Origin of the sequence: Microbacterium sp. NPDC079356, assembly GCF_049545465.1 — a bacterium.
In the GTDB taxonomy this organism is placed as follows: domain Bacteria; phylum Actinomycetota; class Actinomycetes; order Actinomycetales; family Microbacteriaceae; genus Microbacterium; species Microbacterium gawkjiense.
The window spans coordinates 269,797-296,724 of record NZ_JBMWDN010000003.1; the positions used below are offsets into that span (position 1 = coordinate 269,797).

Annotated in this window: 24 protein-coding genes and 1 riboswitch; of the genes, 15 read left to right on the forward strand and 9 right to left on the reverse strand. The window is 70.9% G+C overall.

The window, feature by feature from the left end; genetic code table 11:
- The first annotated feature begins 22 nt into the window (after nt 1-22).
- Both trpS and ACPEH0_RS09865 read left to right on the forward strand, forming a co-directional pair.
- Nucleotides 23-1,027: a tryptophan--tRNA ligase gene (trpS, locus tag ACPEH0_RS09860; RefSeq protein WP_082886045.1), complete on the forward strand. Its 1,005-nt coding sequence runs from the start codon at nt 23-25 to the stop codon at nt 1,025-1,027.
- Nucleotides 1,020-1,469, forward strand: a complete 450-nt coding sequence (locus ACPEH0_RS09865; protein WP_366214046.1) for a hypothetical protein — start codon at nt 1,020-1,022, stop codon at nt 1,467-1,469. The genes trpS and ACPEH0_RS09865 overlap by 8 nt, the downstream gene beginning before the upstream one ends.
- Before the next feature lie 112 nt (nt 1,470-1,581).
- Here the strand turns inward: ACPEH0_RS09865 and ACPEH0_RS09870 are convergent, their stop codons facing one another.
- Nucleotides 1,582-2,445, reverse strand: coding sequence for a DUF559 domain-containing protein (locus tag ACPEH0_RS09870; protein WP_311862990.1), 864 nt, complete (start codon nt 2,443-2,445; stop codon nt 1,582-1,584).
- A 201-nt stretch (nt 2,446-2,646) separates the two neighbouring features.
- Here ACPEH0_RS09870 and ACPEH0_RS09875 point away from each other — a divergent pair, with 201 nt between their 5' ends.
- Complete coding sequence (locus tag ACPEH0_RS09875; protein WP_366214045.1) at nt 2,647-3,204, forward strand: GNAT family N-acetyltransferase; 558 nt, start codon at nt 2,647-2,649, stop codon at nt 3,202-3,204.
- A 43-nt stretch (nt 3,205-3,247) separates the two neighbouring features.
- Nucleotides 3,248-4,111 (forward strand): Fpg/Nei family DNA glycosylase, encoded by an 864-nt coding sequence (locus ACPEH0_RS09880; protein WP_217531047.1) that lies wholly within the window; start codon nt 3,248-3,250, stop codon nt 4,109-4,111.
- 1 nt (nt 4,112) lies between these two features.
- Here ACPEH0_RS09880 and glpK read toward each other — a convergent pair whose 3' ends face one another.
- Nucleotides 4,113-5,645 (reverse strand): glycerol kinase GlpK, encoded by a 1,533-nt coding sequence (glpK, locus tag ACPEH0_RS09885; RefSeq protein ID WP_366214044.1) that lies wholly within the window; start codon nt 5,643-5,645, stop codon nt 4,113-4,115.
- Nucleotides 5,646-5,699: 54 nt separating this feature from the next.
- Complete coding sequence (locus ACPEH0_RS09890) at nt 5,700-7,397, reverse strand: glycerol-3-phosphate dehydrogenase/oxidase (RefSeq protein WP_366214043.1); 1,698 nt, start codon at nt 7,395-7,397, stop codon at nt 5,700-5,702.
- Nucleotides 7,398-7,527: 130 nt separating this feature from the next.
- Between ACPEH0_RS09890 and ACPEH0_RS09895 the strand changes: the two genes are divergently transcribed.
- The 8 genes from ACPEH0_RS09895 (at nt 7,528) to ACPEH0_RS09930 (ending at nt 15,328) form a co-directional block, all read left to right on the forward strand.
- Nucleotides 7,528-8,487, forward strand: a complete 960-nt coding sequence (locus tag ACPEH0_RS09895) for a sugar-binding transcriptional regulator (protein WP_366214042.1) — start codon at nt 7,528-7,530, stop codon at nt 8,485-8,487.
- Between the two features lie 69 nt (nt 8,488-8,556).
- Nucleotides 8,557-8,696, forward strand: a riboswitch (FMN riboswitch).
- Nucleotides 8,697-8,765: 69 nt separating this feature from the next.
- The gene (gene ribD / locus ACPEH0_RS09900; protein ID WP_366214041.1) at nt 8,766-9,785 is read left to right on the forward strand and encodes a bifunctional diaminohydroxyphosphoribosylaminopyrimidine deaminase/5-amino-6-(5-phosphoribosylamino)uracil reductase RibD; all 1,020 of its coding nucleotides are present in this window, start codon (nt 8,766-8,768) and stop codon (nt 9,783-9,785) included.
- On the forward strand, nt 9,785-10,432 hold the full coding sequence (locus tag ACPEH0_RS09905; RefSeq protein ID WP_366214040.1) for a riboflavin synthase: 648 nt from the start codon (nt 9,785-9,787) through the stop codon (nt 10,430-10,432). The genes ribD and ACPEH0_RS09905 overlap by 1 nt, the downstream gene beginning before the upstream one ends.
- Nucleotides 10,429-11,709: a GTP cyclohydrolase II gene (ribA, locus tag ACPEH0_RS09910; protein WP_217531041.1), complete on the forward strand. Its 1,281-nt coding sequence runs from the start codon at nt 10,429-10,431 to the stop codon at nt 11,707-11,709. The genes ACPEH0_RS09905 and ribA overlap by 4 nt, the downstream gene beginning before the upstream one ends.
- Entirely contained in the window at nt 11,706-12,179 is a 474-nt protein-coding gene (gene ribH, locus ACPEH0_RS09915; RefSeq protein WP_253034793.1) for a 6,7-dimethyl-8-ribityllumazine synthase, read from the forward strand. Before ribA ends, ribH begins: the two co-directional genes overlap by 4 nt.
- Before the next feature lie 62 nt (nt 12,180-12,241).
- Nucleotides 12,242-12,589 carry a Fe-S protein gene (locus ACPEH0_RS09920; RefSeq protein WP_359918154.1) on the forward strand — a complete coding sequence of 116 codons (348 nt, stop codon included), beginning with the start codon at nt 12,242-12,244 and terminating at the stop codon, nt 12,587-12,589.
- A gap of 170 nt (nt 12,590-12,759) precedes the next feature.
- A complete protein-coding gene (locus ACPEH0_RS09925; RefSeq protein ID WP_423719453.1) occupies nt 12,760-14,208 on the forward strand; it encodes an MFS transporter in 1,449 nt (482 codons plus the stop codon).
- A 127-nt stretch (nt 14,209-14,335) separates the two neighbouring features.
- Complete coding sequence (locus ACPEH0_RS09930) at nt 14,336-15,328, forward strand: NADP-dependent oxidoreductase (RefSeq protein WP_366214038.1); 993 nt, start codon at nt 14,336-14,338, stop codon at nt 15,326-15,328.
- A gap of 3 nt (nt 15,329-15,331) precedes the next feature.
- Here ACPEH0_RS09930 and ACPEH0_RS09935 read toward each other — a convergent pair whose 3' ends face one another.
- From ACPEH0_RS09935 to ACPEH0_RS09945, 3 genes are read right to left on the reverse strand one after another with little or no spacing between them, the layout of a single operon-like run.
- Nucleotides 15,332-16,153 carry an ABC transporter permease gene (locus ACPEH0_RS09935; RefSeq protein WP_366214037.1) on the reverse strand — a complete coding sequence of 274 codons (822 nt, stop codon included), beginning with the start codon at nt 16,151-16,153 and terminating at the stop codon, nt 15,332-15,334.
- Nucleotides 16,150-17,031 carry an ABC transporter permease gene (locus ACPEH0_RS09940; RefSeq protein ID WP_366214036.1) on the reverse strand — a complete coding sequence of 294 codons (882 nt, stop codon included), beginning with the start codon at nt 17,029-17,031 and terminating at the stop codon, nt 16,150-16,152. The genes ACPEH0_RS09935 and ACPEH0_RS09940 overlap by 4 nt, the downstream gene beginning before the upstream one ends.
- On the reverse strand, nt 17,028-17,969 hold the full coding sequence (locus ACPEH0_RS09945) for an ABC transporter ATP-binding protein (RefSeq protein WP_366214035.1): 942 nt from the start codon (nt 17,967-17,969) through the stop codon (nt 17,028-17,030). Before ACPEH0_RS09945 ends, ACPEH0_RS09940 begins: the two co-directional genes overlap by 4 nt.
- A 59-nt stretch (nt 17,970-18,028) precedes the next feature.
- Between ACPEH0_RS09945 and ACPEH0_RS09950 the strand changes: the two genes are divergently transcribed.
- Complete coding sequence (locus ACPEH0_RS09950) at nt 18,029-19,903, forward strand: ABC transporter ATP-binding protein (protein ID WP_366214034.1); 1,875 nt, start codon at nt 18,029-18,031, stop codon at nt 19,901-19,903.
- A gap of 147 nt (nt 19,904-20,050) precedes the next feature.
- Here ACPEH0_RS09950 and ACPEH0_RS09955 read toward each other — a convergent pair whose 3' ends face one another.
- Nucleotides 20,051-21,952, reverse strand: a complete 1,902-nt coding sequence (locus ACPEH0_RS09955) for a phosphoenolpyruvate carboxykinase (GTP) (protein ID WP_366214033.1) — start codon at nt 21,950-21,952, stop codon at nt 20,051-20,053.
- Nucleotides 21,953-22,062: 110 nt separating this feature from the next.
- Between ACPEH0_RS09955 and ACPEH0_RS09960 the strand changes: the two genes are divergently transcribed.
- Nucleotides 22,063-23,496 (forward strand): helix-turn-helix domain-containing protein, encoded by a 1,434-nt coding sequence (locus ACPEH0_RS09960; RefSeq protein WP_366214032.1) that lies wholly within the window; start codon nt 22,063-22,065, stop codon nt 23,494-23,496.
- Between the two features lie 201 nt (nt 23,497-23,697).
- Here ACPEH0_RS09960 and ACPEH0_RS09965 read toward each other — a convergent pair whose 3' ends face one another.
- Both ACPEH0_RS09965 and ACPEH0_RS09970 read right to left on the reverse strand, forming a co-directional pair.
- Nucleotides 23,698-24,738, reverse strand: coding sequence for a winged helix DNA-binding domain-containing protein (locus ACPEH0_RS09965; RefSeq protein ID WP_366214031.1), 1,041 nt, complete (start codon nt 24,736-24,738; stop codon nt 23,698-23,700).
- Between the two features lie 51 nt (nt 24,739-24,789).
- Nucleotides 24,790-25,140: a DUF6054 family protein gene (locus ACPEH0_RS09970; RefSeq protein ID WP_366214030.1), complete on the reverse strand. Its 351-nt coding sequence runs from the start codon at nt 25,138-25,140 to the stop codon at nt 24,790-24,792.
- Nucleotides 25,141-25,268: 128 nt separating this feature from the next.
- Between ACPEH0_RS09970 and ACPEH0_RS09975 the strand changes: the two genes are divergently transcribed.
- Nucleotides 25,269-26,927 carry a thiamine pyrophosphate-binding protein gene (locus ACPEH0_RS09975; RefSeq protein WP_366214029.1) on the forward strand — a complete coding sequence of 553 codons (1,659 nt, stop codon included), beginning with the start codon at nt 25,269-25,271 and terminating at the stop codon, nt 26,925-26,927.
- Nucleotide 26,928: the final 1 nt, after the last annotated feature.

Consider the following 26,928-nt stretch of genomic DNA (forward strand, 5'->3'; position numbering starts at 1 on the left):
CGTTCGCGCCTAGGATCGTAGGGTGAGCAAACCCCGCCTGTACTCCGGAATGCAGCCCTCCGCCGACTCCCTCCAGATCGGCAACTACATCGGGGCGCTCATGCAGTGGCGGGACCTGCAGGAGTCCTACGACGCGTTCTTCTCCGTCGTCGACCTGCACGCCCTCACCCAGCCGAACGACCCCGCCGAGCTGCGGGAGAAGACCCGGCGCACCGCGGCGCAGTACATCGCCGCGGGCATCGAGCCGTCGAAGTCGACGCTGTACGTGCAGTCGCACGTCCGTGCGCACGCCGAGCTCGCCTGGGTGCTGTCGACCGTGACCGGCTTCGGCGAGGCGAACCGGATGACCCAGTTCAAGGACAAGTCGGCCCGCTACGGCACCGATGCCACGAACGTCGGCCTGTTCACCTATCCGATCCTCATGGCCGCCGACATCCTGCTGTACCAGACCGACATCGTGCCCGTCGGCGACGACCAGAAGCAGCACGTCGAACTGACCCGCACGCTGGCGGAGCGCTTCAACGGCCGCTACGGCGAGGCGTTCCGCGTGCCGATGCCGGTGATCCAGAAGGACACCGCCCGCATCTACGACCTGCAGAACCCGACGTCCAAGATGTCGAAGTCCGCCGAATCGGATGCCGGTGTGCTCTGGCTCCTGGACGACCCGTCGAAGTCGGCGAAGAAGGTCATGCGCGCCGTCACGGACTCGGAGGGTGTCGTCCGGTACGACCGCGAGGCCAAGCCCGGGGTGTCGAACCTGCTCGTGATCTACGCCGCTCTGACGGGGCGGCAGATCCCCTCGATCGAGGACGAGTACGCCGGCCGCGGCTACGGCGACTTCAAGAAGGGGCTCGCCGAGGTCGTGGTGTCGGAGTTCGGTCCCGTGCGCGAGCGGGCGCTCGAACTGCTCGACGACCCGGCGGAGCTCGACCGGGTGCTCGCCGCCAACGCGGCGCGCGCCGACGAGGTCGCCGACCGCACCCTCAACGACGTGTACGACAAGCTCGGACTGCTGCGACGTGTCTGAGGAACCGAGGCTCAGCCCCGCGCCGGAGCTCGTCGCCGCGATCGACGCGGCGGCCGGCCCGTCCATGGCCGCGCCCGACGACCGCGCCGCGCAGGAACGCCTGTGGCGGGCGGTGTTCACGCTCGAGAAGTGGATCTTCATCGCGCGCGGCACCGACCAGGAGCCCACACCGTTCGCCGCCTCGACCGAGCAGGGTCCGGCGATCTTCGCCTTCTCGACGCCGGAGCGTGCACAGGCCGCTGCGGCGGGCTTCGGCATCCCGCCCGAGGAGACCGGCAGGCTGCTGGCCGTGCCGTTGCCGGATGCCGCCGGATGGGTCGCCTGCTACGCCGAGGCCGGCGTCGCCTCGATGGTGTTCGACGCCCCCGCGATCGGCGCCATGGCCCCGCTGGCGAACCTGGCCGCGATGGCGGTCTGGATCCAGCAGCACCCCGAGGGCTGACGCCGCACGAGCGCGGAGTGCACGACGGTTCGCGTACCGGATGCAGGTTCAGACGCGCATTCAGGACGTTTCCGACCGCATCACCGACGCTGAACCTGCGTTCGGCACAGCGTCAGCGTCGCCGCGCGCGCAGCAATCCCCTCACCGCTGCAACCACCCGGTCGGGATTCCACATGATGTCGGCCGCCATCGGCCGGAGCGTCGTGTAGCCGAGTGCAGCGAGCGCCAGGTCGCGGCCTCGGTCGACCCGGTGGGCGAGCGGACCGGAATGGTGCGCATCACTGTCGCACTCGACGACAAGCCATCCGTCGACAAGTAGATCGACCCTCCCCACGCCGTCGATCCTCACCTGCAACTCCACCCTCACGCCGAGGCGACGCAAGATGAGGCGCATCAACGACTCCGGCCCGGACTCGGCTCGGCCGTCGAGCAGATTCCGGATGACGCGGTACTTGCGAGGCACGGCGGCGAAGACGAGATCGAGCTCAGACGGAGCGACCAGGCCCCGGTGCAGGGCACTGTCGAGGGTCGCCACAGCCGCCGCGGGTGGCTGGCAGACGATCGCGTGAGCGAGGAGGTCCCATGGGTGAGAAATGCCGGCGCCGGAAGGTCGCTGCCCGATCGGTGGCGACCAGTGCCGGAAGGCTCCCTCCTGCGGTATCCGGAGGCGAGCCGCGTGCGGCGGGACGTGCACATGCAGATCCTCCGACGCGAGGGTGAAGATCCCCAAGAGCCGGAGCGCGCTCACGCAGGTCAGTCGACCGCCGACGCGCGCGGCGCGGATGACATCGACCGGCGCGTCCGAGGCGACGTACCGGCCGCGACGGACCGCCAGGATCATGCCATCCGCCGCAGCCCGCGCGATCGACCGTTTCGACATCCCTGCCGAACGGAGTTCGTGCGCGGTCTGTGACCGCACGGCGAGGAGGGTTTCTGCTTCGGCGGCGAAGGCACGCCGATCGTGCGACGAGGTCATGCGACGACGCTCCCCGACACCGCCCAGTGCGCAGCCTGCTTCGGCGGGGAATGTGGTCGGTCGTTCCGAAGACGACCTCGGGGAGGAGTCTCCGTGCCGAATGCAGGAGGAGAAGGCGAATGCGTCGACGAGCGCCGTCCACGGCGCATCTGCACCTGCATCCGGAACGGAAGACGGCACGTGCGTGGATAGGGTCGGAGGATGGAACCGGTGACCCTGCGGACCGCACGGCTCGAGCTGTCGGTGCCGACGGCGGACGACGTCGATGCGATCACCGCCGCGGCGCAGGACCCGGAGGTGCCGCGGTGGACGACGCTCCCTGCGCCGTACGAGCGTCGCGACGCCGAGGAGTTCATCGCCAAGGCGGCCGCCTGGTGGGACGAGGAGAGCGAGCTCACCTGGGCCATCCGCACCGAGGGCCGCTGGATCGGCATGATCGGGCTGCACCGGTTCGAGAAGCAGGGGTCCGCCGAGATCGGGTTCTGGATGGATGCCGCGGCCCGCGGCCACGGCTACCTCACCGAGGCGGCGACCGCCGTGATCGACGCGGGCTTCGCCGAACCGCTCCGGCTCGCGCGCATCCAGTGGCGCGCGATCGTCGGCAACGTCCCGTCGGCGCGCGTCGCTCAGAAGCTCGGCTTCCGGTACGAGGGCCTCCTCCGGCAGGGTCTGAACGACCCCCGCGGACGCCACGACGGCTGGATCGCAGGTCTCCTGCCGACCGACGACCGCACCCCGGTGCCCTGGCCGGTGATCTGACAACCCCCTCACCGCCGTCGGACCGGGGTGGCAGGATGACCGCATGCCTGAGATGCCCGAGGTGCAGGGACTGGTCGACTTCCTCCGCGAGCGCGCGACGGGACTGACCGTCACGAAGGTGTCGGTCGCGAACATCGCCGCGCTGAAGACGTACGACCCCCCGATCGACGCGATGACGGGCGCGACGGTGACGGGTGCGCAGCGGCACGGCAAGTTCGTCGACCTCGAGACGGATGCCGGTGCCCACCTCATCTTCCATCTCGCCAAGGCGGGCTGGTTGCGGTGGTACGACCAACTGCCGGCGACGGTCATCCGGCCGGGTAAGACCCCGATCGCGCTGCGGGTGGGTTTCGACGACGGCTCCGGGTTCGACCTGACGGAGGCCGGCACCAAGAAGTCGCTCGCGTACTACGCCGCGCGTTCCCCCGCCGACGTCCCGGGGATCGCACGCCTCGGTCCCGATCCGCTCGACGACGGATTCACCCGCGACACGCTCGCGGAGCTCCTCGCCGGACGCCGGACGCAGATCAAGGGCGTCCTGCGCGACCAGTCGATCATCGCCGGCATCGGCAACGCCTACTCCGACGAGATCCTCCACGCCGCGAAGATGTCTCCCTATGCCCTGGCGGCAACGCTGACGGATGCCGAGATCGATCGGCTCTACGCGGCGATGCAGCAGACGCTCGCCGAGGCGGTGGCCGCGGCATCCGGCAAACCGCCCGCCGACCTCAAGGACGCCAAACGGCGCGGGATGGCCGTCCACGGCCGCCGCGGCGAGGCGTGCCCGGTGTGCGGCGACGAGGTGCGGTCGGTCTTCTTCGCCGACAACAGCCTCGAGTACTGCCCGACGTGCCAGACGGGCGGCAAGATCCTCGCCGACCGCCGGCTGTCGCGGCTGCTGAAATAGCTCAGACGGTCCCGGCGAGCACGCGCGCGTCGTCGTCGACCCATCCCATGGACTTCTCGACGGCCTTCGCCCACAGGCGGCAGCGGCGGTCCCGCTCGTCGGGATCCATCTGCGGCTCGAACCGGCGGTCCTCCTGCCAGTAGCCGCGCAGAGCGTCCTTCCCCGACCAGACGCCGACGGCCAGTCCCGCGGCGTACGCGGCGCCGAGGGCCGTGGTCTCGACGACCTTCGGGCGGACGACAGGGATGCCCAGGATGTCGGCCTGGAACTGCATGAGCAGGTCGTTGCGCGTCATCCCGCCGTCGACGCGCAGCTCCTCGAGCTCGCGACCGGTGTCGGAGACGACGGCCGCGATGACGTCGCGCGTCTGGAACGCGGTGGCCTCGAGAGCGGCCCGCGCGATGTGGGCCTTCGTGACGTAGCGGGTGAGGCCGACGAGCGCGCCACGGGCGTCGGGGCGCCAGTACGGCGCGAACAGGCCCGAGAAGGCGGGCACGAAGTAGGCGCCGCCGTTGTCCTCGACGGTGCGGGCGAGCCGCTCGACCTCGGTGGACTCGGAGATGATCCCGAGGTTGTCGCGCAGCCACTGCACGAGCGAACCGGTGACGGCGATCGAGCCCTCGAGTGCGTAGTGCGGCGGCTCGTCCCCGAGGCGGTAGGCGACCGTGGTGATGAGGCCGGCATCCGAGCGCACCAGCTCGGTACCGGTGCCCACGAGCAGGAAGTTGCCGGTGCCGTAAGTGTTCTTGGACTGCCCGGCGTCGAAGGCGGCCTGACCGAAGGTCGCCGCCTGCTGGTCGCCGAGGATGCCGGCGATGCGGATGCCGCGCGCGACGCGCGGCTGCACGACCTCGCCGTAGACCTCGGACGACGAGCGGATCTCGGGCAGCATCTCGCGAGGGATGTCCCACACCTGCAGCATCTCGTCCGACCAGTCGAGCGTGGCCAGGTCCATGAGCAGGGTGCGGCTCGCATTGGTGACGTCGGTGATGTGGATGCCGCCGTCGCTGCCGCCCGTGAGGTTCCAGACGACCCAGGTGTCGGGGGTCCCGAAGAGCAGGTCGCCCCGGCGTGCGGCGTCGCGCGCCCCGTCGACGTGGTCGAGGATCCACGCGATCTTCGACGCCGAGAAGTAGGACGCGAGCGGGAGCCCGGTCACCTCAGCGAAGGCGTCGACCCCGCGCGCCTCGATGAGACGGTCGATCGCGGGCTGGGTGCGGGTGTCCTGCCAGACGAGGGCGTTATGGATCGGCCGGCCGGTGCGACGATCCCAGACGATCGCCGTCTCGCGCTGATTGGTGACACCGATCGCGGCCACGTCGGCGGCCGACAGGCCCACCTGCCCGAGCGCGTTGGCGAGCACCCATTCGGTGTTCGTCCAGATCTCGACCGGGTCGTGCTCGACCCTGCCGGCGCGGGGGAAGATCTGCTCGTGCTCCCGCTGCGCGGTCGCGACGAGGGTGCCCTCCCCGTCGAACACGATCGCTCGTGTCGAGGTCGTTCCCTGGTCGATGGCGATCACGTGATCGGTCACGTCTCGTCTCCTCTTCGAGTGCTCATCGCCGGTGAGGCGACGGGGATGCCGGCGTCAGACGACGACGGGATCGGCGGCGTGCACCGCGGCGAGCGCCCGATCGATCTCGGTGCGGCGCGTCGCGGCATCCCAGCCCATCACATCCGCGACGGCGTCGGCCACCTCTTCGACGACCTCGGGGGTCGCCTCGCCGCGGAACGCGATGTTGGTGCGGCGCAGCAGGATGTCCTCGAGGTGCACGATCGATTCGGTGCGCGCGATGTGGCGGAACTCGCCCGAGCTGAAGCGGGGCAGCGAGCTGAGGGGTGCGTCCTGGGCGTCCTGCCGGAGCGAGGCGGCCACGGCGAGGGCGTGCGTGCCGTAGCGGTGCAGCAGGCGGGTGCCGCGCTCGGCACCGAAGTCCGACAAGTGGTGGTGCACCCAGGCGTCGCGCTCGGCGTCGGTGCGGGGGAAGCCGACGGCGCCGCCGATGGGGAGCCCCTTGGTCGAGCGGACCCGCGTGCGTCCGATCCGGGACATCAGCTCGTCGGCCAGGCGTGCGGCGACGGCGCGGAACGTCGTCCACTTGCCGCCGACGAGGCTGAGCACCGGCACGCCGTCGGAACCCGGCAGCGTCGCCTCCTCGATGCGGTAGTCGCGCGACACGAAACCGGCGGCCATGTCGCCGTGACCGGGGAGCGGGCGGACGCCCGAGTAGCGGAACACGATCTGGGACCGGTCGACGGGGATCGACGGGAAGACGTGGCCGATGAGGTCGAGGAAGTAGTCGACCTCCTCCTCCGTGCAGACGGCGGGCTCGGACATGTCGTGCTCGAGGTCGGTCGTGCCGACGAGGACCCGACCGTTGAGCGGGTAGATGAGCACGATGCGACCGTCGGAGTGCTCGAAGAAGATCTCCCGACCACCGGTCGCCTGCATCAGCTCGGGGTGGTCGAGGACGATGTGCGAGCCCTTGGTGCCGCCCATGTACCGGGTCGCGTCACCGAGCGCCTCGTTGGCGAGGTCGGTCCACGGGCCGGCCGCGTTGAGGACGACGGATGCCGCGAACGGGAACTCCTCGCCGGTGACCTCGTCGCGGAGGACGACCTTGCCGCCGTGCACTCCGACCGCGGAGGTGTAGTTGGCGGCGCGGGCGCGGCTGCCGCCGAGGGCGACGCCGTCACGGACGAGGTCGAGGCCGAGGCGCTCGGGCTCGCGGAGGGAGGCATCCCAGTAGGTCGCCGTGTACTTCACGTCGGCGTTCAGGTCGGGGAGCTCCCGCAGCGAGCGGCGCCGACCGCGGAAGGTGTGCCGCGGCACGCGGCCGCCGCCGCGTGAGAAGGAGTCGTAGATGATGAGGCCGACCTTGATCAGGAGGGCGCCGCGCTCGGTGGAGGCGGTCTTGCGGTGGAGCACCATGCGCAGCGGCGCGGAGAGCAGACCCGAGAACGTCGAGAAGATCGGCACGGTGGTCCGCAGCGGACGCACGTAGTGGGCCGCCGTCGTCAGGAGGTCGTTGCGCTCGGTGACCGCTTCGTGGACGAGGCGGAGCTCGCCGTTCTCGAGGTAACGGATGCCGCCGTGGATCATGTGGCTCGAGGCCGCCGACGCACCGGAGAGGAAGTCGCTGCGCTCGACGAGCGCCACGTCGACGCCCTGCAGCGCCAGGTCGCGGAAGGTCGCGACGCCGTTGATGCCGCCGCCGATGATGAGCACGTCCGCCTGCGGCCGCTCGCGCAGCGCCGTCGTCGCCTGTCGGGTCTCGGTGTCCACGTCACACTCCCACTTCTGCCGGGCTCTCGCCCCGCTCGCCTCAGACCGCTTCCGGAGAAGCCGATGGAACCATGATGACAGTGGTGGACGGGATTGCAGTCCGGTTGCACATACGTGCACACTGTCATCCGTGGACGAGACCCTGGACCCGGATGACATCCGACGCGCGCTCACCGCGGCGCACCTGTACTACGTCCAGGACCGCACGATGGAGGCCATCGCCCGGGAACTCGGCACCTCGCGCTCGACCGTCTCGCGCCTGCTGTCGCGCGCCCGCGCGACGGGCATCGTCGACATCCGCATCCGCTCCCCCTTCGCCGCCCCGCAGTTGCTGGAGCAGGAGCTCGCCGATCGTTACGGCATCACCGCTCACGTCGTCCCGGTCCCCGACGACGCGAGCGAGGTGGAACGACTGGAGCGGGTCGCGACCGCCGCGGCACACCTGCTCGGCGATCTCATCGAAGCGGATGCGACGGTCGGCGTCGCGTGGGGATCCACCACCGCCGCGGTCAGCCGCCGCCTCGTCCCCAAGGCCGTGCACGGCACGACCTTCGTGCAGCTGAACGGCTCCGGGAACACCCGCACCACGGGCCTGCTGTACGCGAGCGACATCCTGAGCCGCTTTGCCGTCGCCTACGGCGGCAGCGTGCAGCAGTTCCCCGTGCCCGCGTTCTTCGACGATCCGCTCACGAAGCAGGCCATGTGGCGCGAGCGGAGCACCACCCGCATCCTGGCCATGCAGGCGGCGATGGACCTCGTCGTCTTCAGCGTCGGGGCGGCGGATTCGCGCGTCCCCAGCCACGTGTACTCCGGCGGCTACCTCGAACCCGAGGAGCTCGCGGCGCTCGACCGCGAGGGCGTGGTGGGCGACGTCGCCACGGTCTTCTACCGCCTCGACGGGTCGACCCGCGGGATCGAGTTGAACGACCGGGCGACCGGTCCCCGCTTCGAGGTGCTGCGTCGCGTGCCGAGCCGGGTGTGCATCGTGTCGGGCGTCGACAAACGCGACGGCCTCCGCGGTGCGCTCGCGGCGCGGCTGGTCACCGAGCTCGTCGTCGACGAGGCCACCGCCCGCGCGTTGACCGGATGATCGTCCACGTCAAGAGATGACGGGGAATGAATCCGCGTCATCCCGGTTGACTAGACTTCGAGAGCAAGAAACGTGCTCCGGGGTCGGTGGGAATCCGAACCGGCGGTGACAGTCCGCGAGCGGGACCCGAGGTCCTGCTGATCCGGTGGAAATCCGGAACCGACGGTGATGCGACGCGAGTCGCTAGTCCGGATGGGAGGCAGCACGGGCGCCCGCAGTGACCCTGCGGGACCGCCTGACGCGCCCGCACCCCGGAACACCCCATCGTGAGGATCCGGATGAGTGCCACCGACGCAGAGCGCGCCGCGCTCCGCCACGCCTTCGCGCTCGCTCAGCGTGGACCGCGGGGGGTCAACCCGCAGGTCGGCGCGGTCATCCTCTCCCCCGCGGGCGAGGTGCTCGCCGAGGGCTGGCATCACGGCGCGGGGACGCCGCACGCCGAGATCGACGCCCTCTCGACGCTCGGACCGGATGCCGCGCGCGGCGCGACGGCCGTCGTGACCCTCGAGCCGTGCAACCACACCGGGCGCACCGGCCCCTGCGCGGTCGCGCTCATCGAGGCCGGCGTCGCCCGCGTCGTGTACGCCGTCGACGACCCGGGCGAGGTGTCCTCCGGGGGCGCCGCGCGGCTCCGCGACGCCGGCGTCGAGGTCGAGGGCGGCGTGCTGCGCGACGAGGGCGAGACGCTCATCGCGTCGTGGCTGACCGTGCAGCGCCTCGGAAGGCCCCACGTGACCCTGAAGTGGGCGCAGTCGCTCGACGGGCGGGCCGCGGCATCCGACGGCACCAGCCAGTGGATCACGGGACCCGAGGCCCGCGCCGACGTGCACCGCCGACGCTCGCTGGCGGACGCGATCGTGGTGGGGACGGGAACCGTCCTCGCGGACGATCCCGCACTGACGGCACGGCGCGAGGACGGCGGACTCTACGAGGACCAGCCCCGACCCGTCGTGGTCGGCGTCCGCGCCGTGCCGCAGGAGGCGCGACTGCGCAAGCACCCGCGGCCGTTCATGCAGGACGAGGGCGAGGACCTGCGGGACCTGCTGGACCGCCTCCGCGAGCTCGGCGCCCAGCGTGTGTTCATCGAGGGCGGCCCGACACTGGCGGCATCCTTCCTGCGCCAGGGGCTCGTCGACGAGCTCCTCGTCTACGTCGCACCGACGCTGATCGGCGGCGACCGCCTCGCGGTCGGCGACATCGGCGTGGCGACCATCTCCCAGCAGCGACGCCTCGACATCACGGGCGTCGACCGACTCGGCGACGACATCCTCGTCACCCTCACCCCCCAGGAGGCCTGATGTTCACCGGCATCATCGAAGAACAGGGCGTCATCACGGCGATCGAGCCCTCCGGCGACGGCGTGCGACTCACCGTGCGCGCGCCCCTCGCCGTCTCGGACGCGCAGCGCGGCGACTCGATCTCGATCAGCGGCGTCTGCCTGACGGTCACCGACCAGACCTCCGAGGGGTTCACGGCCGACGTCATGAAGCAGACGCTCGACATGTCGACGCTCGCCACCCTCGGGGTCGACTCCCGAGTGAACGTCGAGCGTGCCCTCGCCGCGCACACGCGCCTCGGCGGACACATCGTGCAGGGACACGTCGACGGCACGGGCGGGGTCCTCGAGGTCCGCCCCGGCGAGCAGTGGCGCGTCATCCGCGTCTCGCTGCCGGCCGACCTCGCCCCGCTCGTCGTCGACAAGGGGTCCATCACGGTCCAGGGCGTCTCGCTCACCGTCTCGGACGTGTCCGAGCCCGACGCCGCGTCGCACTGGTTCGAGATCTCCCTCATCCCCGAGACGCTCGAGGTGACCACCCTCGGCACGCTCGCCCCCGGCGACCGCGTCAACCTCGAAACCGACATCCTGGCGCGGCACGTGCAGCGCCTGCTCCGATTCGCCTCAACCGACGGCATCCCGTCCGCAGAAGAAGGAGGCTCCCGATGAGCCTTTCGTCCATCCCCGACGCCCTGGCAGCCCTCAAGGAAGGCCGACCGATCCTGGTCGCCGACGACGAAAGCCGCGAGAACGAGGGCGACATCATCCTGTCCGCCGAGCTCGCCTCGCCGGAGTGGCTCGCGTGGACCATCCGCTGGTCCAGCGGGTTCCTGTGCGCCCCGATGCCGGCCGACTGGGCCGACCGCCTCGACCTGCCTCCCATGGTCGAGCAGAACCAGGATGCCCGGAGCACGGCGTACACGGTGAGCGTCGACGCCGCGGAGGGCGTCACGACCGGCATCAGCGCCTCGGACCGCGCCCGCACGGCCAACGTGCTGGCCGACCCGGACTCGGTGCCGTCCTCGCTCATCCGCCCGGGGCACGTACTCCCCTTGCGCGCCGTCGACGGCGGCGTGCGCGAGCGCGCCGGCCACACCGAGGCCGCCGTCGAGCTCATGCAGCTCGCGGGCCTGCAGCCGGTCGCCGTGATCGGCGAGGTCGTCGCCGACGACGGCAGCATGATGCGGATGCCGGGACTCCTCGAGATGGGCGAGCGCGAAGGCATCCCCGTCATCACGATCGAGCAGCTCATCGCGCACGTCAGCGCAGCCGACGGCGACGGCACCGCCGCCCACACCGACCACACCGCCAAGCGCCGCGTGAGCCTGCGCGCCGAGGCGACGGTCCCCACCTCGCACGGCCAGTTCCGCTTCCTCGCCTACAAGGACCGGATCACCGGCACCGACCACATCGCCGTCGTCTCGGGCGACCTCACCGAGGAGGCACCGCTCGTGCGCGTGCACTCCGAGTGCCTCACGGGTGAGGCGTTCGGCTCGCTCAAGTGCGAGTGCGGACCGCAGCTCGAGGCGGCGCTCGACGCGATCGAGCAGGACGGCGGCGTCGTCATCTACATGCGCGGCCACGAGGGCCGCGGCATCGGCCTCATCAACAAGCTGCGCGCGTACAGCCTGCAGGAGCGGGGCCTCGACACCGTCGATGCGAACCTCGCGCTCGGCCTGCCGGCCGACGCCCGCGACTACGCGGCGGCCGCCGGCATCCTGTCCGACCTCGGCGTGAAGCAGATCCGTCTGCTGACCAACAACACCGACAAGGTCGCGCAGCTGCGTGCCCTCGGTCTCACCATCGTCGACCAGGTGCCCCTGCTGGTCGGGGTCGGCGCGAACAACCACCAGTACCTGGCGACGAAGGCCGACCGCATGGGCCACATCATCGACGCCGACGAACTGCGCGAGGCCCTCGCGCACAGTGAGGAGCACACCGCATGAGCGGACACGGAGCACCCCGGGCCGAAGCGGTCGACGCGAGCGGCCTGTCCGTCGTCGTGATCGCCGGGCAGTGGCACGACACGATCACCGACGGCCTGATCGCGGGCGCGAAGCGCATCCTCGACGCCTCGGGCGCCACGTGGCGCCTCGTGCGCGTACCGGGCTCGTTCGAGCTGCCCGTCGCCGCCAAGGCCGCGCTCGACGCCGGCGCCGACGCGGCCGTCGCGCTGGGCGTCATCATCCGCGGCGGGACCCCGCACTTCGACTTCGTCTCGTCGGCCGCGACGGACGGACTCACCCGCGTCGCTCTCGACACCGGCAAGCCCGTCGGCTTCGGCGTGCTGACGCTGGACGATGAGCAGCAGGGCCTCGACCGCGCAGGCCTCGCAGGCTCGAAGGAGGACAAGGGCGCAGAAGCAGCGGATGCCGCCATCCGCACCGCGCTCGTCCTGCGGGACCTCCGCGGCTGACGCGCGACGCGTCACGCCTTCTCGATGCTGCGGGGGTTTCGACCTTCAGGTAGCCTGAGGGCATGGAGATCCTGCGCAGCATCGTCGTCCTCGTCCACCTCGTCGGTTTCGCGACGCTCTTCGGGGCGTGGGTGGTCGAACTCGTCGGACAGCGCCGAGTGACGCGCATCATGCACTGGGGCCTCGGCATCGCACTCGTCGCGGGCCTCGCGCTCTCGGCGCCGTGGGGTCTCGACCACGACATGAACTACGCCAAGATCGGCATCAAGCTCGTCGTCCTCGTCCTCATCGGCGGCCTCCTCGGTGCCGGCGCAGGACGCCTGCGGAAGTCGGGGTCGGTGCCCGCCGGGATCTTCTGGCCCATCGGCATCCTCACCCTCCTCAACGCCGGGCTCGCGGTCATCTGGTGACGACCCCCGCTCGCGGGGACATGCGGGAGTAGGCTTGAGGTTTGGCGCCGGCGACTCCGTCGGCGCCTCGGTGATCCCAGAGCTGTGACGCCCTCGCATCACCCCTGCGAGGACGTCCGCCGCCGACGCGTCCCATGAGGACCCACCGCTTCGTTCCGAAGGTCCCCCGCATGTCATCCGCAGCACCCGCGGCATCCACCGCACCCGCCAATCCCCGCTCCCGCGTCATCACGGCGAGCCTCATCGGCACCACGATCGAGTTCTACGACTTCTACGTCTACGCGACCGCCGCCGTCCTCGTCTTCCCCATCCTGTTCTTCCCCGCCGGCAACGACACCACGAACCTGCTGCTCTCGTTCAGCATCTTCGGCGCCGCCATGGTCGCCCGCCCCGTCGGCGCCGTCGTCTTCGGCCACTTCGGCGACAAGTTCGGACGCAAGGCGACCCTCGTCGGGTCGCTGCTCACGATGGGTGTCGCCACCTTCCTCATCGGCCTCCTGCCGACGTTCGACCAGGTCGACGTGCTCGCCCCGATCCTGCTGCTCGTCCTCCGCCTCGCGCAGGGCTTCGCCCTCGGCGGCGAGTGGTCGGGTGCCGCACTCGTCGCGACCGAGAACGCCCCGAAGGGCAAGCGCGCCTGGTACGGCACGTTCCCGCAGCTCGGCGCGCCGATCGGCTTCATCATCGCCAACACGGTGTTCCTGGTGATCTACTTCCTGCTGCCGCACCCCGACGGCCCCGCGCAGCGCAGCGAGGAGTTCCTCGCCTGGGGCTGGCGCGTGCCGTTCCTGTTCTCGGCGGTCATGGTGATCGTCGGCCTGTACGTGCGTCTCAAGCTCGTCGAGTCCGAGACGTTCGCCAAGGCCGAGAAGACGGGCGCGATCCGCAAGTTCCCCCTCGGCGAGGTCGTCCGTCGCCACTGGAAGCAGCTCATCCTCGGCACGTTCATCATGCTCGCCACGTACGTGCTCTTCTACCTGATGACGAGCTTCACCCTCGCCTACGGCACGAAGGCTACGACCGAGGGAGCCGCCGCCGCAGCGGAGGCTGCGGGCGCGGCGTTCGACGCGGCCACCTACGTGCCGGGCCTCGGGTTCGGGTACACCGACTTCGTCATCATGCAGATCGTCGGTGTCGTCTTCTTCGGCGTCTTCACGCTGCTCTCGGGCCCCGTCGCCGACACGATCGGCCGTCGCCGCCTGCTGCTGTGGATCACAGGGGCGATCGCCGTCTTCGGTCTGCTCTTCAACGTCTTCCTCCTGCCCCAGCTCGACCCCAAGTTCAGCGGCGCCCTCGTGCAGGCCTTCCTGATCTTCGGGTTCATGCTCATGGGTGCGACGTTCGGTCCGATGGGTGCCCTGCTCCCCGAGCTGTTCCCGACGAACGTCCGCTACACCGGGTCGGCGATCTCGTACAACGTGTCGTCGATCCTCGGCGCCGCGCTCGCCCCCATCGTCGCGACCGCCCTCTGGGCCGCCGCCGGCGGATCGCCGTGGCTCGTCGGCGTCTACCTGTCGGGCTCGGCCGTCCTCACCTTCATCGCCCTGTGGCTGTCGAAGGAGACGAAGGACGTCGAGTACGAGACGAACATCGGACACGTCGACCTCGGCGCACGCTGACACGACCCTGACGAGCGGATGCCGCGCCCCACCCCACCGGAAGGGTCGCGGCATCCGTCTGTCAAGAGCTCCCCTCCGTCCGGGCGCAGGACTATCGTCGGCCCCACAGGCACGTGAGGAGTGGACGATGGCCATCAAGAAGGTCACACAGGCATCGGTCGTCGAGTACGAGGAGACCGGCGGACCCGAGGTGCTCCACCTCGTCACCCGCCCGCTTCCGGAGCCCGGCCCGGGCGAGGTGACCGTCGAGGTCATGACGATGGGCCTCAACCACATCGACGGCTTCGTCCGCTCGGGCGCCGAGAAGGAATGGGACGACCCGTTCCCCCGCCGATCAGGCAGCTGCTTCGCCGGTACCGTGATCGCCGTCGGCCCCGACACGGCGGGCTTCCCCGTCGGCAGCGACGTCGTCGGTCACGTCCGCTCGGGAGCGCAGGCCAGCCACCTCACGGTGTCGACCGACCGGCTCGTGCGCAAGCCCAAGAACGTCATGTTCGAGACCGCGGGCGGTCTCTACCTCGCCGGCACGACGGCCCTCGACATCCTCGACGAACTCAAGGTGGGCGCCGGCGACACGGTGGTCGTCTCAGCCGCGGCGGGCGGTGTCGGCAGCGTCGAGGCGCAGATCGCCATGCACCGCGGTGCTCGCGTGATCGGGACGTGCGGCGACCGCAACTTCGACTACTTGCGGCAGCTCGGTGTGAAGCCGGTGCGCTACGGCGAGGGGATCGTCGACCGGATCCGCGCCCTCGCCCCCGACGGGGTCAGCGCGTACATCGACAACTTCGGGCAGGACGGACACGAGATCGCCGAAGCCCTCGGCGTCCCCGCGAGCAAGTTCCGCTCGAGCGCCGACCGTCGCGATCGCGAGGTCGCCCTGCTGTCGGACGACCCCGCGGCCGTCGCCCATGGCACCGACCAGCTCCGCAAGGTCGTCGAGCTCGCCGAGAAGCGGGCGGTCAACGTCCTCGTGTCGGGCTTCTACCCGCTCGCCGACGTCGCCGAAGCATACGACGACCTGCAGAAGCTGCACTCGCGCGGCAAGGTCGTGCTCGCGACGCATCCGGTCAACCCCCGCCGCATCCGCAAGGCGCGCGAGGTCATGGAATCGGGACGCTGACCCTCAGTCGAGGAACAGCGCGCGCAGGCGCTTCGTCGTGAAGACGAGTCCGACCGCGATCATCACGACGTAGTACAGGACGTGCCACAGCATGCCCGCCGACAGGATGCCGGTGGTCAGCCCGCGGATCAGTTCGACGCCGTGCCAGAGCGGCAGCGCCATGACGATCGACTGCACCCATTCGGGGTAGACGGTGATCGGGTAGAACGTCGCCGAGAACAGGAACATCGGCAGCAGGACGAAGTTGATCCAGTCCATGTGCTGGAACGTCTTCATGTAGCTCGTGACGGCCATGCCGAGACTGGCGAAGCCGAACGCGATGAGCAGCACCGCCGGGATCGCGAGGATCGCCGTCCACGCCAGGTTCAGCCCGAGGATCTGCATGACGATCATGAACCCGGTCGCGTAGAGCAGACCGCGCAGGAGCGCGTAGAGGATCTCGCCGAGGGCCACGTCGAGCGGACCGAGCGAGGTCGCCAGCATGCCCTCGTAGAGCTTGCCGTAGTTGAGCTTGAAGAAGACGTTCCAGGTGGAGTCGTAGATCGCACCGTTCATCGCCGAGACAGCGAGGAGGGCGGGAGCGATGAACGCGGCGTAGCTCACCGGGATGCCCTGCGACGTCTCGACGTCGCCGATGAGCGCCCCGAGCCCCAGCCCCATCGACGCGAGGTAGAAGACCGGCTCGAAGAACCCGGAGAGGACGACGGCCCAACTCGACGACCGGGCGGCGAGGAAGCCGCGCTGCACGACCGCGCCGGGGTTGCCCGCCCACAGCGCCCGCACTCCCCCGCGACGCGCGGTGGCCTCGACGGTCGCGGCGCTCACTTCGCGAGCCTCTCGACGAAGACCTTGCGGCCCCACAGGTAGCCGACGCCCGCGAGCACGACGAGGTACGCGAGGTGGACGGCGATCATCGCCGGCGGCACGGCGGCACCGTACGTCGCCAGTCGGCCGAGCTCGGCGCCGTGCCAGAGCGGCGATACCCATCCGATCCACTGCAGCCAGGCCGGCAGGGTTTCGAGCGGATAGAAGGTGCCCGAGAACAGGAACATCGGCATGAAGACGAACCGTTGCACGAGCGCGAACTGCCCCTTGTCGTCTTCGATCGACCCCGCGTACGCCATGAGCGGGATGCCGAAGGCGAGGCCCGCGAGCAGACCCGCCGGGATCGCGAGCCAGCCCGTCTCGGGATGCGGCACGGTCGTCCATCCGATGCCGAGGGCACCCAGGAGCCAGATGAAGAGGTAGTACGCCGCGACCGCGAACGCCATGCGGGCGGCGGCGCCGATGACGACGCCGTTCGCGATCTGCGGGCTCGACAGGGCGGACGCGTTGAACCCGAAGAAGTAGCGCCGCCACTTGAACCCGGCCATGACGGGGTAGGTCATCTCCTCGGAGGCGACCGAGATCGCCGCCGTGACGAGGAGAGCAGGGGCGACGAACACGAGGTAGTCCACCTGCACGCCGCGGTCGTCGATGGGCGCCTGGATGAGGGCGGCGAGACCCGCGGCGAGACCCAGCAGATACAGCACCGGCTGCCCGAGGGCGCCGATGACGATCGTCCAGCCGTACGCGCGCATCGCGCGGACCATGTGCTCGGTCACGTACCAGCTGCCGTACCGGCGCGGCTTGCGGCCCCACTCCAGGGCCTCGGCGCGCAACTCGTCGAGCGTCGGCTGCACCGACGGGGTCGTCCCGCTCATTCGATCAGCGACCGTCCGGTGAGACGGAGGAAGACGTCCTCGAGACTCGAGCGGCGCACGAGACTCGTGAGGGGCTGCAGGCCCGCCGCGGTGACGCGCTCGAGCGCCGCCTCGCCGTCGTGCGCGTACACGAGGATGCGATCGGGCAGCACCTCGATGCGATCGCCGACCCCCTGCAGCTGCGCCGCGACCTGCTCGTTGCGGTCGGACCCGAAGCGCACCTCGAGCACCTCGCGGCTGGAGTGCTCGCGGATGAGGGAGGCCGGGCTCCCCTCGGCCATGATGCGCCCCTTGTCGACGACGATGAGCCGGTCGCAGAGCTGCTCGGCCTCGTCCATGTAGTGCGTCGTGAGGACGAGGGTCGTCCCGCGCTCCTTGAGGCGGAACAGGCGGTCCCACAGGACGTGCCGCGCCTGCGGGTCGAGCCCCGTCGTCGGCTCGTCGAGGAGCAGGATGCGGGGGTCGTTGATGAGTCCGCGGGCGATCGTGAGGCGACGCTTCATGCCGCCGGAGAGCTGGTCGACCTTGCTCTTGGCTTTGTCCTCGAGCTGCGCGAAGGCGAGCAGCTCGTCGGCCTTCTCGGCACACACCTTGCCGGGCAGCCCGAAGTACCGGCCGTAGATGTACAGGTTCTCGCGGGCGTTGAGCTCACCGTCGAGGTTGTCCTGCTGCGGGACCACGCCGAACCGGGACCGGATCTCGGGTCCGTACCGGTCGGGATCGAGCCCGAGGATCGAGAGATCGCCGCTCGTGCGGGTCGAGACGGCGCCGATCATCTTCATCGTCGTCGACTTGCCCGCGCCATTCGGACCGAGGAGTCCGAACGACTCGCCCGGCGCGACCTCGAACGACAGGCCGTCGACGGCGACGAAGTCGGGCTTGCCCTTGGTCTTATAGGCCTTCACGAGGCTCTCGGCGCGGATCACGGCTTCTGGCACCGCACCACCCTACCGACGGCATCGGACATCCCCTCAGCCGCGAGGGGGAAGATAGAGGGATGTCCACGCCCCGCCGCGGTCTGCGTCGCCCCTCGAAGGACGACGGCCCCCGCGCCAGCCTCCGCCAGCTCCTCCCCTTCCTGCTCGAGCACAAGGGCGTCCTCGTCGTCGTCGCCGTCCTGAGCGTCCTCGAGGCGGTCGCCACCCTCGTGCAGCCGCTCCTCGTCGGCGACGTCATCGGGCGCGTGCAGGCCGGCCAGGCCCTCGGCATCCTCGTCTGGGTCCTCGTGGGCCTCGTGGTCGTCTCGTCCCTCATCGGCGGGTTCCAGCACTACCTCCTGCAGCGCACCGGCACCGCGGTCGTCTACTCGAGCCGGCGGCGTCTGATCGCGAAGCTCCTACACCTTCCGGTGCAGGAGTACGACGCGCGGCGCACCGGCGACCTCGTCTCGCGCGTGGGCACCGACACGACGCTGCTCTATGCCGTCCTCACGCAGGGCTTCGCGGACTCGATCGGCAACGCGCTCATCTTCGTCGGCGCGATCGTCGCGATGCTCGTGATCGACCCGGTGCTGCTGCTGCTCATCGTGGTCGTGATCGGCGCCTCGGCCGCCGTCGTCGGCGTCCTGAGCGGACGCATCCGGCGGGCGACGTCCGTGCAGCAGGAGAAGGTCGGCGCCCTCGCCTCGGGTGTGGAACGCGCGATCGGCTCGATCCGCACGATCCGGGCATCCGGCGCCGAATCCCGTGAGCAGGCGGCCATCTCGGCCACCGCGAGCGAGGCGTACGACGCCGGCGTGTCGGTCGCGAAGGCGTCGGCGGTCGTCGTCCCCGTGGCGGGCATCGCGCTGCAGGTGTCGCTCCTTGTGGTCCTCGGCGTGGGTGGCTTCCGCGTCGCGTCGGGCGCGATCGAGATCGCCCAGCTGGTCGTGTTCGTCATGTTCCTCTTCTTCCTCGTCCAGCCGCTCGCCTCGTTCTTCGGGGCCATCACGTCGGTGAACCAGGCCCTCGGCGCGCTCGGCCGCATCCAGGAGGTCCTCGACCTGCCGGACGAGACGGCGGAGGATGCCGCGATCGCCGCATCCGCCGTCGCCCCCTCCCCCGACAGCGCGGCCGCCATCGAGTTCCGCGACGTGCACTTCTCCTACCCCGAGGCGGTCGTCCGCGCCCGCCGGAGCGCGCAGGACGAGGCACTGAAGACCCTCGCGGACGCGCGCGCACCCCTGCCCGAGGACGCCGAGCCGGAGCCCGAGGCCACGGTGCTGCGGGGCGTCTCGTTCCGGGTGCCGCGCGGATCCCGCGTCGCCCTCGTCGGCCCGTCCGGCGCCGGGAAGTCGACGACCCTCGCCCTCATCGAGCGGTTCTACGACCCGACCGCCGGCGCCGTGCTCATCGACGGGGTCGACGCCCGCGCGCTCGACCGCCTCTCGCTGCGCGCCCGCCTCGGCTACGTCGAGCAGGACGCCCCGACTCTCGCCGGCACCATCGCCGACAACCTGCGGCTCGCGTCACCCGACGCGTCCGATGCGGACTGCGAACGGGTCCTCGCCGCCGTCAACCTGACGGACGTGCTCGAGCGCTCACCGCTGCGATTGCAGGCACCCGTCGGCGAGGCGGGCGTCATGCTGTCGGGCGGCGAGCGCCAGCGCCTCGCGATCGCGCGGGCGCTGCTGGCCGCTCCTCCCATCCTGCTGCTCGACGAGTCGACGTCGTCGCTCGACGGGCTCAATGAGCAACGGATGCGGGAGGCGATCGACGCCGTCGCGGCCGGCCGCACGCTCGTCGTGATCGCCCACCGGCTCTCGACCGTCGTCGACAGCGACCTCATCGTGGTCCTCGACCACGGCCGCGTGATCGGCCAGGGCACGCACGACGAGCTCATCCGCGACGTGCCGCTCTACCGCGACCTCGCCGCCCGCCAGCTGCTCGTCTGACACGAACGCACCGCGAGCCGACGCGAACGGCGGCTCCCGGCATCCGGGAACAGCCGTTCGCGTCGGGTCGACGGCTGAAACGTCGCAGATGGTCGCCTCTCGAGCGGGAGAGCGACCATCTGCGACGTCTCGGCGACCGCGGGCGCGTCAGGCGCGCGGCTGGGCGCGCTGCAGTCGGTAGCGGAGGGCGGCGAGCTCGGCGTACAGGGCCGCGGGGACCTTGCCGCCGAAGGTGCGGTAGAACTCCTCGGTGAGGTCGGCTTCGGCGAGCCAGGATGCCGGGTCCACCGCGAACAGCTCGTCGAGATCCGCCTGCGGCACCTCGATACCCGCGAGGTTGAGGTCCTCGGTGCGCGGCAGGCGTCCGACGGGGCTGTCGACGGCGCCGACGGACCCGTCGATCCGGCGGATGATCCAGTCGATGACGCGCGCGTTGTCGCCGAAGCCCGGCCACAGGAAGCGTCCGTCGGATCCCTTGCGGAACCAATTGACCTGGAAGATGCGCGGAGCGCGGTCGAAGCGCAGCTGCTGCCCGACCTTCAGCCAGTGGGCGAAGTAGTCGGCCATGTTGTAGCCGCAGAACGGCAGCATGGCGAACGGGTCGCGGCGCAGCTCGCCGACGAGTCCCTCGGCGGCCGCGGTGCGCTCCGACGAGATGTTCGAGCCCATGAACACGCCGTGGGTCCAGTCGGTCGCCTCGACCACGAGCGGCACGTTGGTCGCGCGGCGTCCGCCGAAGAGGATCGCGTCGAGCGGCACCCCCTCGGGGGCATCCCAGTCCTCGGCGATCTGGGGGCACTGGTCCGCGCTGACCGTGAAGCGCGAATTCGGGTGGGCCGCAGGACGACCGGATGCCGGGGTCCAGGGCTTGCCCTCCCAGTCGGTGAGCTCGGCCGGCGCCTCGTCGGTGAGACCCTCCCACCAGACGTCGCCGTCGGGGCGCAGCGCGACGTTCGTGAAGATCGTGTTGCCCCAGAGCGTGTCGACCGCCGTCACATTGGTGGACTCACCGGTGCCGGGCGCGACGCCGAAGAAGCCGGCCTCGGGGTTGATCGCCCAGAGGCGTCCGTCGTCGCCCGGGCGCAGCCACGCGATGTCGTCGCCGAGGGTCTCGACGCGCCAGCCCGGGATCGTCGGGCGGAGCATGGCGAGGTTCGTCTTCCCGCAGGCCGAGGGGAACGCGGCGGCGACGTGGTAGGCCTTGCCGGCCGGGTCGATGACGCGGATGAGTAGCATGTGCTCGGCGAGCCAGCCCTCGTCCCGTCCGATGACCGAGGCGATGCGCAGCGCGAAGCACTTCTTCGCGAGGATCGCGTTGCCGCCGTAGCCCGAGCCGAAGGACCACACCTCGAGCGTCTCGGGGAAGTGCACGATGTACTTCTCGTCGCTGCAGGGCCAGGCGGCGTCCTGCTCGCCGGGCGCGAGCGGAGCGCCGACGGAGTGCACCGTCTTCACCCAGGGCTTGCCGTCGGCGATCTGCTCCAGCACCGACGCGCCGACCCGCGTCATGATCCCGATCGAGGTGACCGCGTAGGCGCTGTCGGTGAGCTGCACGCCGATGTGCGAGAGCGGCCCGCCGACGGCTCCCATCGAGAACGGGACGACGTACATCGTGCGCCCGCGCATGCTGCCCTCGAACAGGGGCGTGATGGTGGCGCGGATCTCGTCGGGCGCGATCCAGTTGTTCGTGGGCCCGGCATCCTCTTCACGCTCCGACGCGATGAAGGTGCGCGCCTCGGTGCGGGCGACGTCGCTCGGGTGCGAGCGGGCGAGGTACGAACCGGGCCGCCACTCGGGGTTGAGCTTGATGAGCTTGCCCTCGTCGACCTGCTGGCGCAGGAGCGCCTCGTTCTCGGCGGCGGAGCCGTCGATCCAGTGGATGCGGGCGGGCTGCGTGAGGGCGGCGATCTCGTCGACCCAGGCGTGCAGGGCCGCCATGCCCTCACCCGTGACGGTGGGGCGGATGCCGGTGGGCGCCGCCGCGGCTGCGTGCGCAGCGGGCGTGGACGCGGTGCGGGTGGGGCGGGTGAACAGGTCTGCGATGGCCATTCGGCGCTCCTCGGTCGGGGTGGTCGTGGTTCCACTGTGCCGGGTGGATCAGGGCACTTTCCGGGATTCTCGACGTAAAGAATCCGAAATCTTTCGCTAAGCTCAAGATCATGGCGACGCCCCTCCAGCTCTCGACCCTCGGCCACCGCATCCGTCATCAGCGCCAGGCCCACGGGTACACGCTCGACGAGCTCGGGGCGATCGTCGGCATCGCCGGCAGCCAGCTCAGCCTGATCGAGAACGGCAGGCGCGAGCCGAAACTGTCGGTCCTGCAGGCGATCGCGACGGCGACCGGGACCGATGTCACCGACCTGCTCTCGAACGAGCCGCCGAACCGGCGCGCCGCGCTCGAGCTCGAGCTCGAGCGCGCGCAGCAGAGTCCGGTCTTCCGCCGCCTGGGCGTGGCTCCGGTCAAGGTCACCAAGACGATGACGGACGAGACGATCGAGGGGATCCTCGCGCTCCACCGCGAACTCGAGCGCCGGGAGCGCGAGTCGATCGCGACCCCGGAGGAGGCACGTCGCGCCAACACGGAACTGCGACTGCGGATGCGAGAGCAGAACAACTATTTACCCGACATCGAGAAGCTCGCGGAGAAGAAGCTGAAGGCAGCCGGCCACACGACCGGTGCGCTCACCCACCGCACCGTCAGCATCATGGCGGAACAGCTGGGCTTCGAGCTGATCTACGCGAACGACCTCCCTCACTCCGCTCGCTCGGTCACCGACCTGGAGAACGGCCGGATCTATCTGCCCCCGGCATCCATCCCCGGCGGACACGGCCTGCGCTCGATGGCCCTGCAGGCGATGGCGCACCGCCTGCTCGGGCACACCCCACCCACGGACTACGCCGACTTCCTGCAGCAGCGCCTCGAGATCAACTACTACGCCGCGTGCTGCCTCATGCCCGAGACGGCATCCGTCGCGTTCCTGTCGCAGGCGAAGAAGGACCGGAACCTGGCCGTCGAGGATTTCCGCGACGCGTTCGGCGTCACGCACGAGGCGGCCGGGATGCGGCTGACCAACCTCCTGACGCAGCACCTCGACATCGCGCTGCACTTCCTGCGCGTCGACGGGGCGGGTGCCATCAACCGCGTCTACGAGAACGACGGTCTCCCGCTGCCCATGGACGTCACCGGCTCGGTCGAGGGTCAGGTCGTCTGTCGCAAGTTCGCGGCGCGGTCGGCGTTCGCCGAGCAGAACCGCACGACCGAGCACTACCAGTACACCGACACCCCCGGCGGCACCTTCTGGTGCTCGAGTCAGACCGGCACGACCGCCGAGGGCGAGTTCTCGATCACCGTCGGCGTTCCCTTCGACGACGCCCGCTGGTTCCGGGGGCGCGAGACGCAGAAGCGCGCCACGTCGACCTGCCCCGACGAGGCCTGCTGCCGGCGGCCGGACGCCGACCTCACCGAACGCTGGCAGGGCAAGGCGTGGCCGAGCGCCCGCGTGCACATGCAGATGTTCTCGCCGCTGCCGCGCGGGATGTTCCCGGGAGTCGACGACGGCGAGGTGTACGCGTTCCTCGACCGACACGCGTGAGCGTCGTGTTGATCGCCGCCGCGGGACGGGTGTACGCTCGCGCGAGTGAGGATCTCGGCGTAGCTGCGGTCGGGCACATCGTGCAGCGGAGAGACCATGACGCGCTCCCTCCCGTGCGGCCTCCTCGGGTGGGCCGGCTGGTGCCGACGCTAACCGTGGCGTCGGGTCGCAGAAACTTCTTTAGTACCCGCATGCGAACGGCTAGGCGAAACCGAAGAAGCGTCGCGCGCGTTCGAGCGCGGCGCCGACCCCGTCATCCGTCTCGCCGTCGAACAGCGTGGCCTCTGCGGCCCCCGTCGCCCCCTTCGCGAGCGAGAGCCGCCACGTGCCGACGGCCACGCCGCGGCGCAGGATGACCGGCCGCATCATCCCGTTCGCCGTGGGGCCGACCGTCACCCGGTCGCCCGCGCCGAGCCCGATCGTCCGGTCGGCGTACGACAGCGTGTACTCGTCGAAGGCGGGCAGCGCGAGGGTCGCGGCATCCGCTGCGGGGCGCGGCACCGGGGATGCGCCCGGAAGGGCGAGGAGCCCGTCACCGAAGGCGACGACCCGGTCCTCCGCGCGTTCCCCCGCGGCGCGCGCCAGGCCCGCGGGGATCCCCGCCCACCACGCGAAGTCCGCCGTCGACGCCGGCGCATGCCCGCGGAGGTAGGCGACGAGGAGGTCCACCGCGGGGTCGTCGCCGACGGCGCCCCCGTCGGGCAGCCGGACGAGGAACTGCTCGCGGGTGACACCGTCGTCGCGCGGGACGACGGGCCCGAGACCCAGGACGCCCCGGAAGGAGAGGGCGAGCAGGATGCCGCCGGCCTGGCGCGCGGAGGTGACGACACCGTCCCGTTCGAGCGCCGTCGCGAGGCCGGCTCGCGTCAGACGGCCCTCGACGGCCACCGCAGCCCGGAAGACGCGCTCGGCCCGGTCGAGCACGTTTGGATCGACGCTGATCGCGCGCAGCTGCCGCGCGCCAGTGACCGCGAGGATCGCGGCGACGGACGACGGCGTGACCGTGTGGAGCGTGCCGCGCTGCGTCCACACCCGGACGAGGTGTCCGTCGTCGAACGCCCGGTCGACGTCCGCGACGGAGGTCTCCCCCGCAGTCCGGATGCCGGGGGCCCACCGCCCGGCGCCGAAGTCCTGCGCCTGCAGGGCGCCCAGATGCTCGGCGACCTCCACGACGCTCGCCGCGGGCGAGGCGAGCAGGTGCGAGCGGAGCCGGTGCGCGCGGACCGTCGCGGCATCCGTCATCTCGGCATCCGGCCGCTCAGGCCGACGTCGCGTACGGCTCGAGCGCGTCGATCACGCTCGAGGCGAAGTCGGCGCTCGCGCCCCAGTCGAAGCGGAACAGCGCCCCCTCGCCCCGCCGGATCCGCGGAAGACGGCCTTCGTCGGGCCGGCGAGGTTCTCGATCACGACCGTGAGGGACGCGCGACTGCTCGTGCGCATGTAGTACTTCTCGAAGATCAGCAGCGCCATCTGGTGACCGGACTCCGTCGCCGTGGCGTGCTGCCCCACGCACTCGACCGTCATGCCCGACGACTGCACGTGGTCAAGGACGATGCGTGCCGCGTCGAACGGGGTGAGGCTGATCTCCATCGTCTGCAGCATGACCGCAGTGTGGCACGCGGGCGTGATTCCCGCACGCGTCATGGCTACACTGAATGCCGTCCAGGGGCGCGACCGACCCTGGTGCTCGGAAAAGGGGCACGCAGCCACCCGCGACGCCGCGGGGAGCGAGACACATACGGCATCCGTCGTCATCGTCTCCAGGAGCATCCATGCCCACCGTCGCCGCCCACGTCGCCTCCGCCCTCGCCGCCCACATCGACCATGTCTTCGGCGTGATGGGCAACGGCAACGCCCTCGTCCTCGACGCCCTCGAGCGTCGCGACGACGTCACCTTCACCGCCGTCCGCCACGAGGCGGGCGGGGTCGTCGCCGCCGACGCGCACCATCGGGCCGGGGGCGGGCTCGCCGCCGCGACCGCCACCTACGGCGCCGGGTTCACGAACACGCTCACCCCGCTCGCCGAGGCGGCGCAGGCGCGTGTGCCGCTCGTGCTCGTGGTCGGCGACGAACCGACCTCGGGTCCGCGGCCGTGGGACGTCGACCAGCTCTCGCTCGCGTCGGCGGTCGGCGTACGCACCTACACCGTCGGACGGACGGACGCCGCGGCCACGACGGTCATCGCCATCGAGCACGCCCTGTCGTTCCGCATCCCCGTCGTCCTCGCGATCCCCTACGACGTCGGCGGCCGCGAGGCGGGCGAGATCCCCGCGACACCCGATCCGGTGCTGCCCGCCCCGCTCGCACCCAGCGGACCCCACGCCGAGGCGACCGTCGCGGCGATCGCGCGTCTGCTCGCCACGGCGGAGCGCCCCCTGCTGCTCGCCGGTCGGGGCGCGTGGACCGCGGGGGCCGGCGACGAGCTCGGACGTCTCGCCGACGCGGCCGGGGCGCTGACGGCATCCACCGCCCTCGGCCGGGGAATCTTCCCGCGCGCGGAGTTCGACCTGGGGGTCACGGGCGGCTTCGGGGCCGAGCGGGCCATGGCGACGGTCCGCGAGGCCGACGTCGTCGTCGTCTTCGGCGCCTCGCTCAACCAGTTCACGATGCGCTTCGGCGAACTGTTCGCCCCCGACGCGACGATCGTTCAGGTCGACGTCGCACCCGCGGCGACGCATCCGCAGGTCGGCCGGTACCTGCGGGCGGATGCCGCCCTCGCCGCGCGGGCGATCGCCGACGAGCTCGAGCGTCTCGGCGGCGACGCGTCGCGCTGGCGGGAAGGCGTCGACGTCGCCGCACTGCGCGCGCGGGAGCACGGCGACGGCATCGCCCCCGACGGCCGGCTCGATCCCCGCAGCGCGGCGGCGGCCATCGCGGAGCTGCTGCCCGAGGACCGCGTCGTCGTCTCGGACGGGGGCCACTTCATCGGCTGGGCCAACATGTTCTGGCCGGTCGCCTCACCCGACCGGATGATGATGGTCGGCACCGCATATCAGTCGATCGGGCTCGGCTTCCCGTCGGTCCCCGGTGCGGCGACGGCGCGTCCCGAGTCGACGATCGTTCTCACAACCGGCGACGGCGGCGGACTCATGGCGATCGCCGACCTCGAATCCGCCGTCCGGGTCGCGCGCGGCCGCGGCCTCGCGGTCGTGTGGAACGACGGCGCGTACGGCGCCGAGGTGCACTTGTACGGGGTGATGGGACTCGCGCGCGGGCCGATGGAGATCCCCGAGGTCGACTTCGCCGGCCTCGCCCGCGCCGTCGGTGCCGAGGGCGTCGTCGTGCGGACCCTCGACGACCTCGACGCGCTCGCACGCTGGCGGGAGCTGCCGGCGGACGAGCGCCCGTTCCTGCTGCTGGACCTGCGCGTGTCCGGCGCCGTCCGCGCGCCGTACCAGGAGGAGATCCTGCAGATGAACCTGCGGCGCTGAG

Coding starts and splice junctions, on each gene's coding strand:
- ACPEH0_RS09870 (WP_311862990.1), bottom strand. CDS start 2,445: ATGACCTCGTCGCACGATCGGCGTGCCTTCGCCGCCGAAGCAGAAACC.
- ACPEH0_RS09875 (WP_366214045.1), top strand. CDS start 2,647: ATGGAACCGGTGACCCTGCGGACCGCACGGCTCGAGCTGTCGGTGCCG.
- ACPEH0_RS09880 (WP_217531047.1), top strand. CDS start 3,248: ATGCCTGAGATGCCCGAGGTGCAGGGACTGGTCGACTTCCTCCGCGAG.
- ribD (WP_366214041.1), top strand. CDS start 8,766: ATGAGTGCCACCGACGCAGAGCGCGCCGCGCTCCGCCACGCCTTCGCG.
- ACPEH0_RS09905 (WP_366214040.1), top strand. CDS start 9,785: ATGTTCACCGGCATCATCGAAGAACAGGGCGTCATCACGGCGATCGAG.
- ribA (WP_217531041.1), top strand. CDS start 10,429: ATGAGCCTTTCGTCCATCCCCGACGCCCTGGCAGCCCTCAAGGAAGGC.
- ribH (WP_253034793.1), top strand. CDS start 11,706: ATGAGCGGACACGGAGCACCCCGGGCCGAAGCGGTCGACGCGAGCGGC.
- ACPEH0_RS09920 (WP_359918154.1), top strand. CDS start 12,242: ATGGAGATCCTGCGCAGCATCGTCGTCCTCGTCCACCTCGTCGGTTTC.
- ACPEH0_RS09925 (WP_423719453.1), top strand. CDS start 12,760: ATGTCATCCGCAGCACCCGCGGCATCCACCGCACCCGCCAATCCCCGC.
- ACPEH0_RS09930 (WP_366214038.1), top strand. CDS start 14,336: ATGGCCATCAAGAAGGTCACACAGGCATCGGTCGTCGAGTACGAGGAG.
- ACPEH0_RS09940 (WP_366214036.1), bottom strand. CDS start 17,031: ATGAGCGGGACGACCCCGTCGGTGCAGCCGACGCTCGACGAGTTGCGC.
- ACPEH0_RS09950 (WP_366214034.1), top strand. CDS start 18,029: ATGTCCACGCCCCGCCGCGGTCTGCGTCGCCCCTCGAAGGACGACGGC.
- ACPEH0_RS09955 (WP_366214033.1), bottom strand. CDS start 21,952: ATGGCCATCGCAGACCTGTTCACCCGCCCCACCCGCACCGCGTCCACG.
- ACPEH0_RS09960 (WP_366214032.1), top strand. CDS start 22,063: ATGGCGACGCCCCTCCAGCTCTCGACCCTCGGCCACCGCATCCGTCAT.
- ACPEH0_RS09965 (WP_366214031.1), bottom strand. CDS start 24,738: ATGACGGATGCCGCGACGGTCCGCGCGCACCGGCTCCGCTCGCACCTG.
- ACPEH0_RS09970 (WP_366214030.1), bottom strand. CDS start 25,140: ATGACGCGTGCGGGAATCACGCCCGCGTGCCACACTGCGGTCATGCTG.
- ACPEH0_RS09975 (WP_366214029.1), top strand. CDS start 25,269: ATGCCCACCGTCGCCGCCCACGTCGCCTCCGCCCTCGCCGCCCACATC.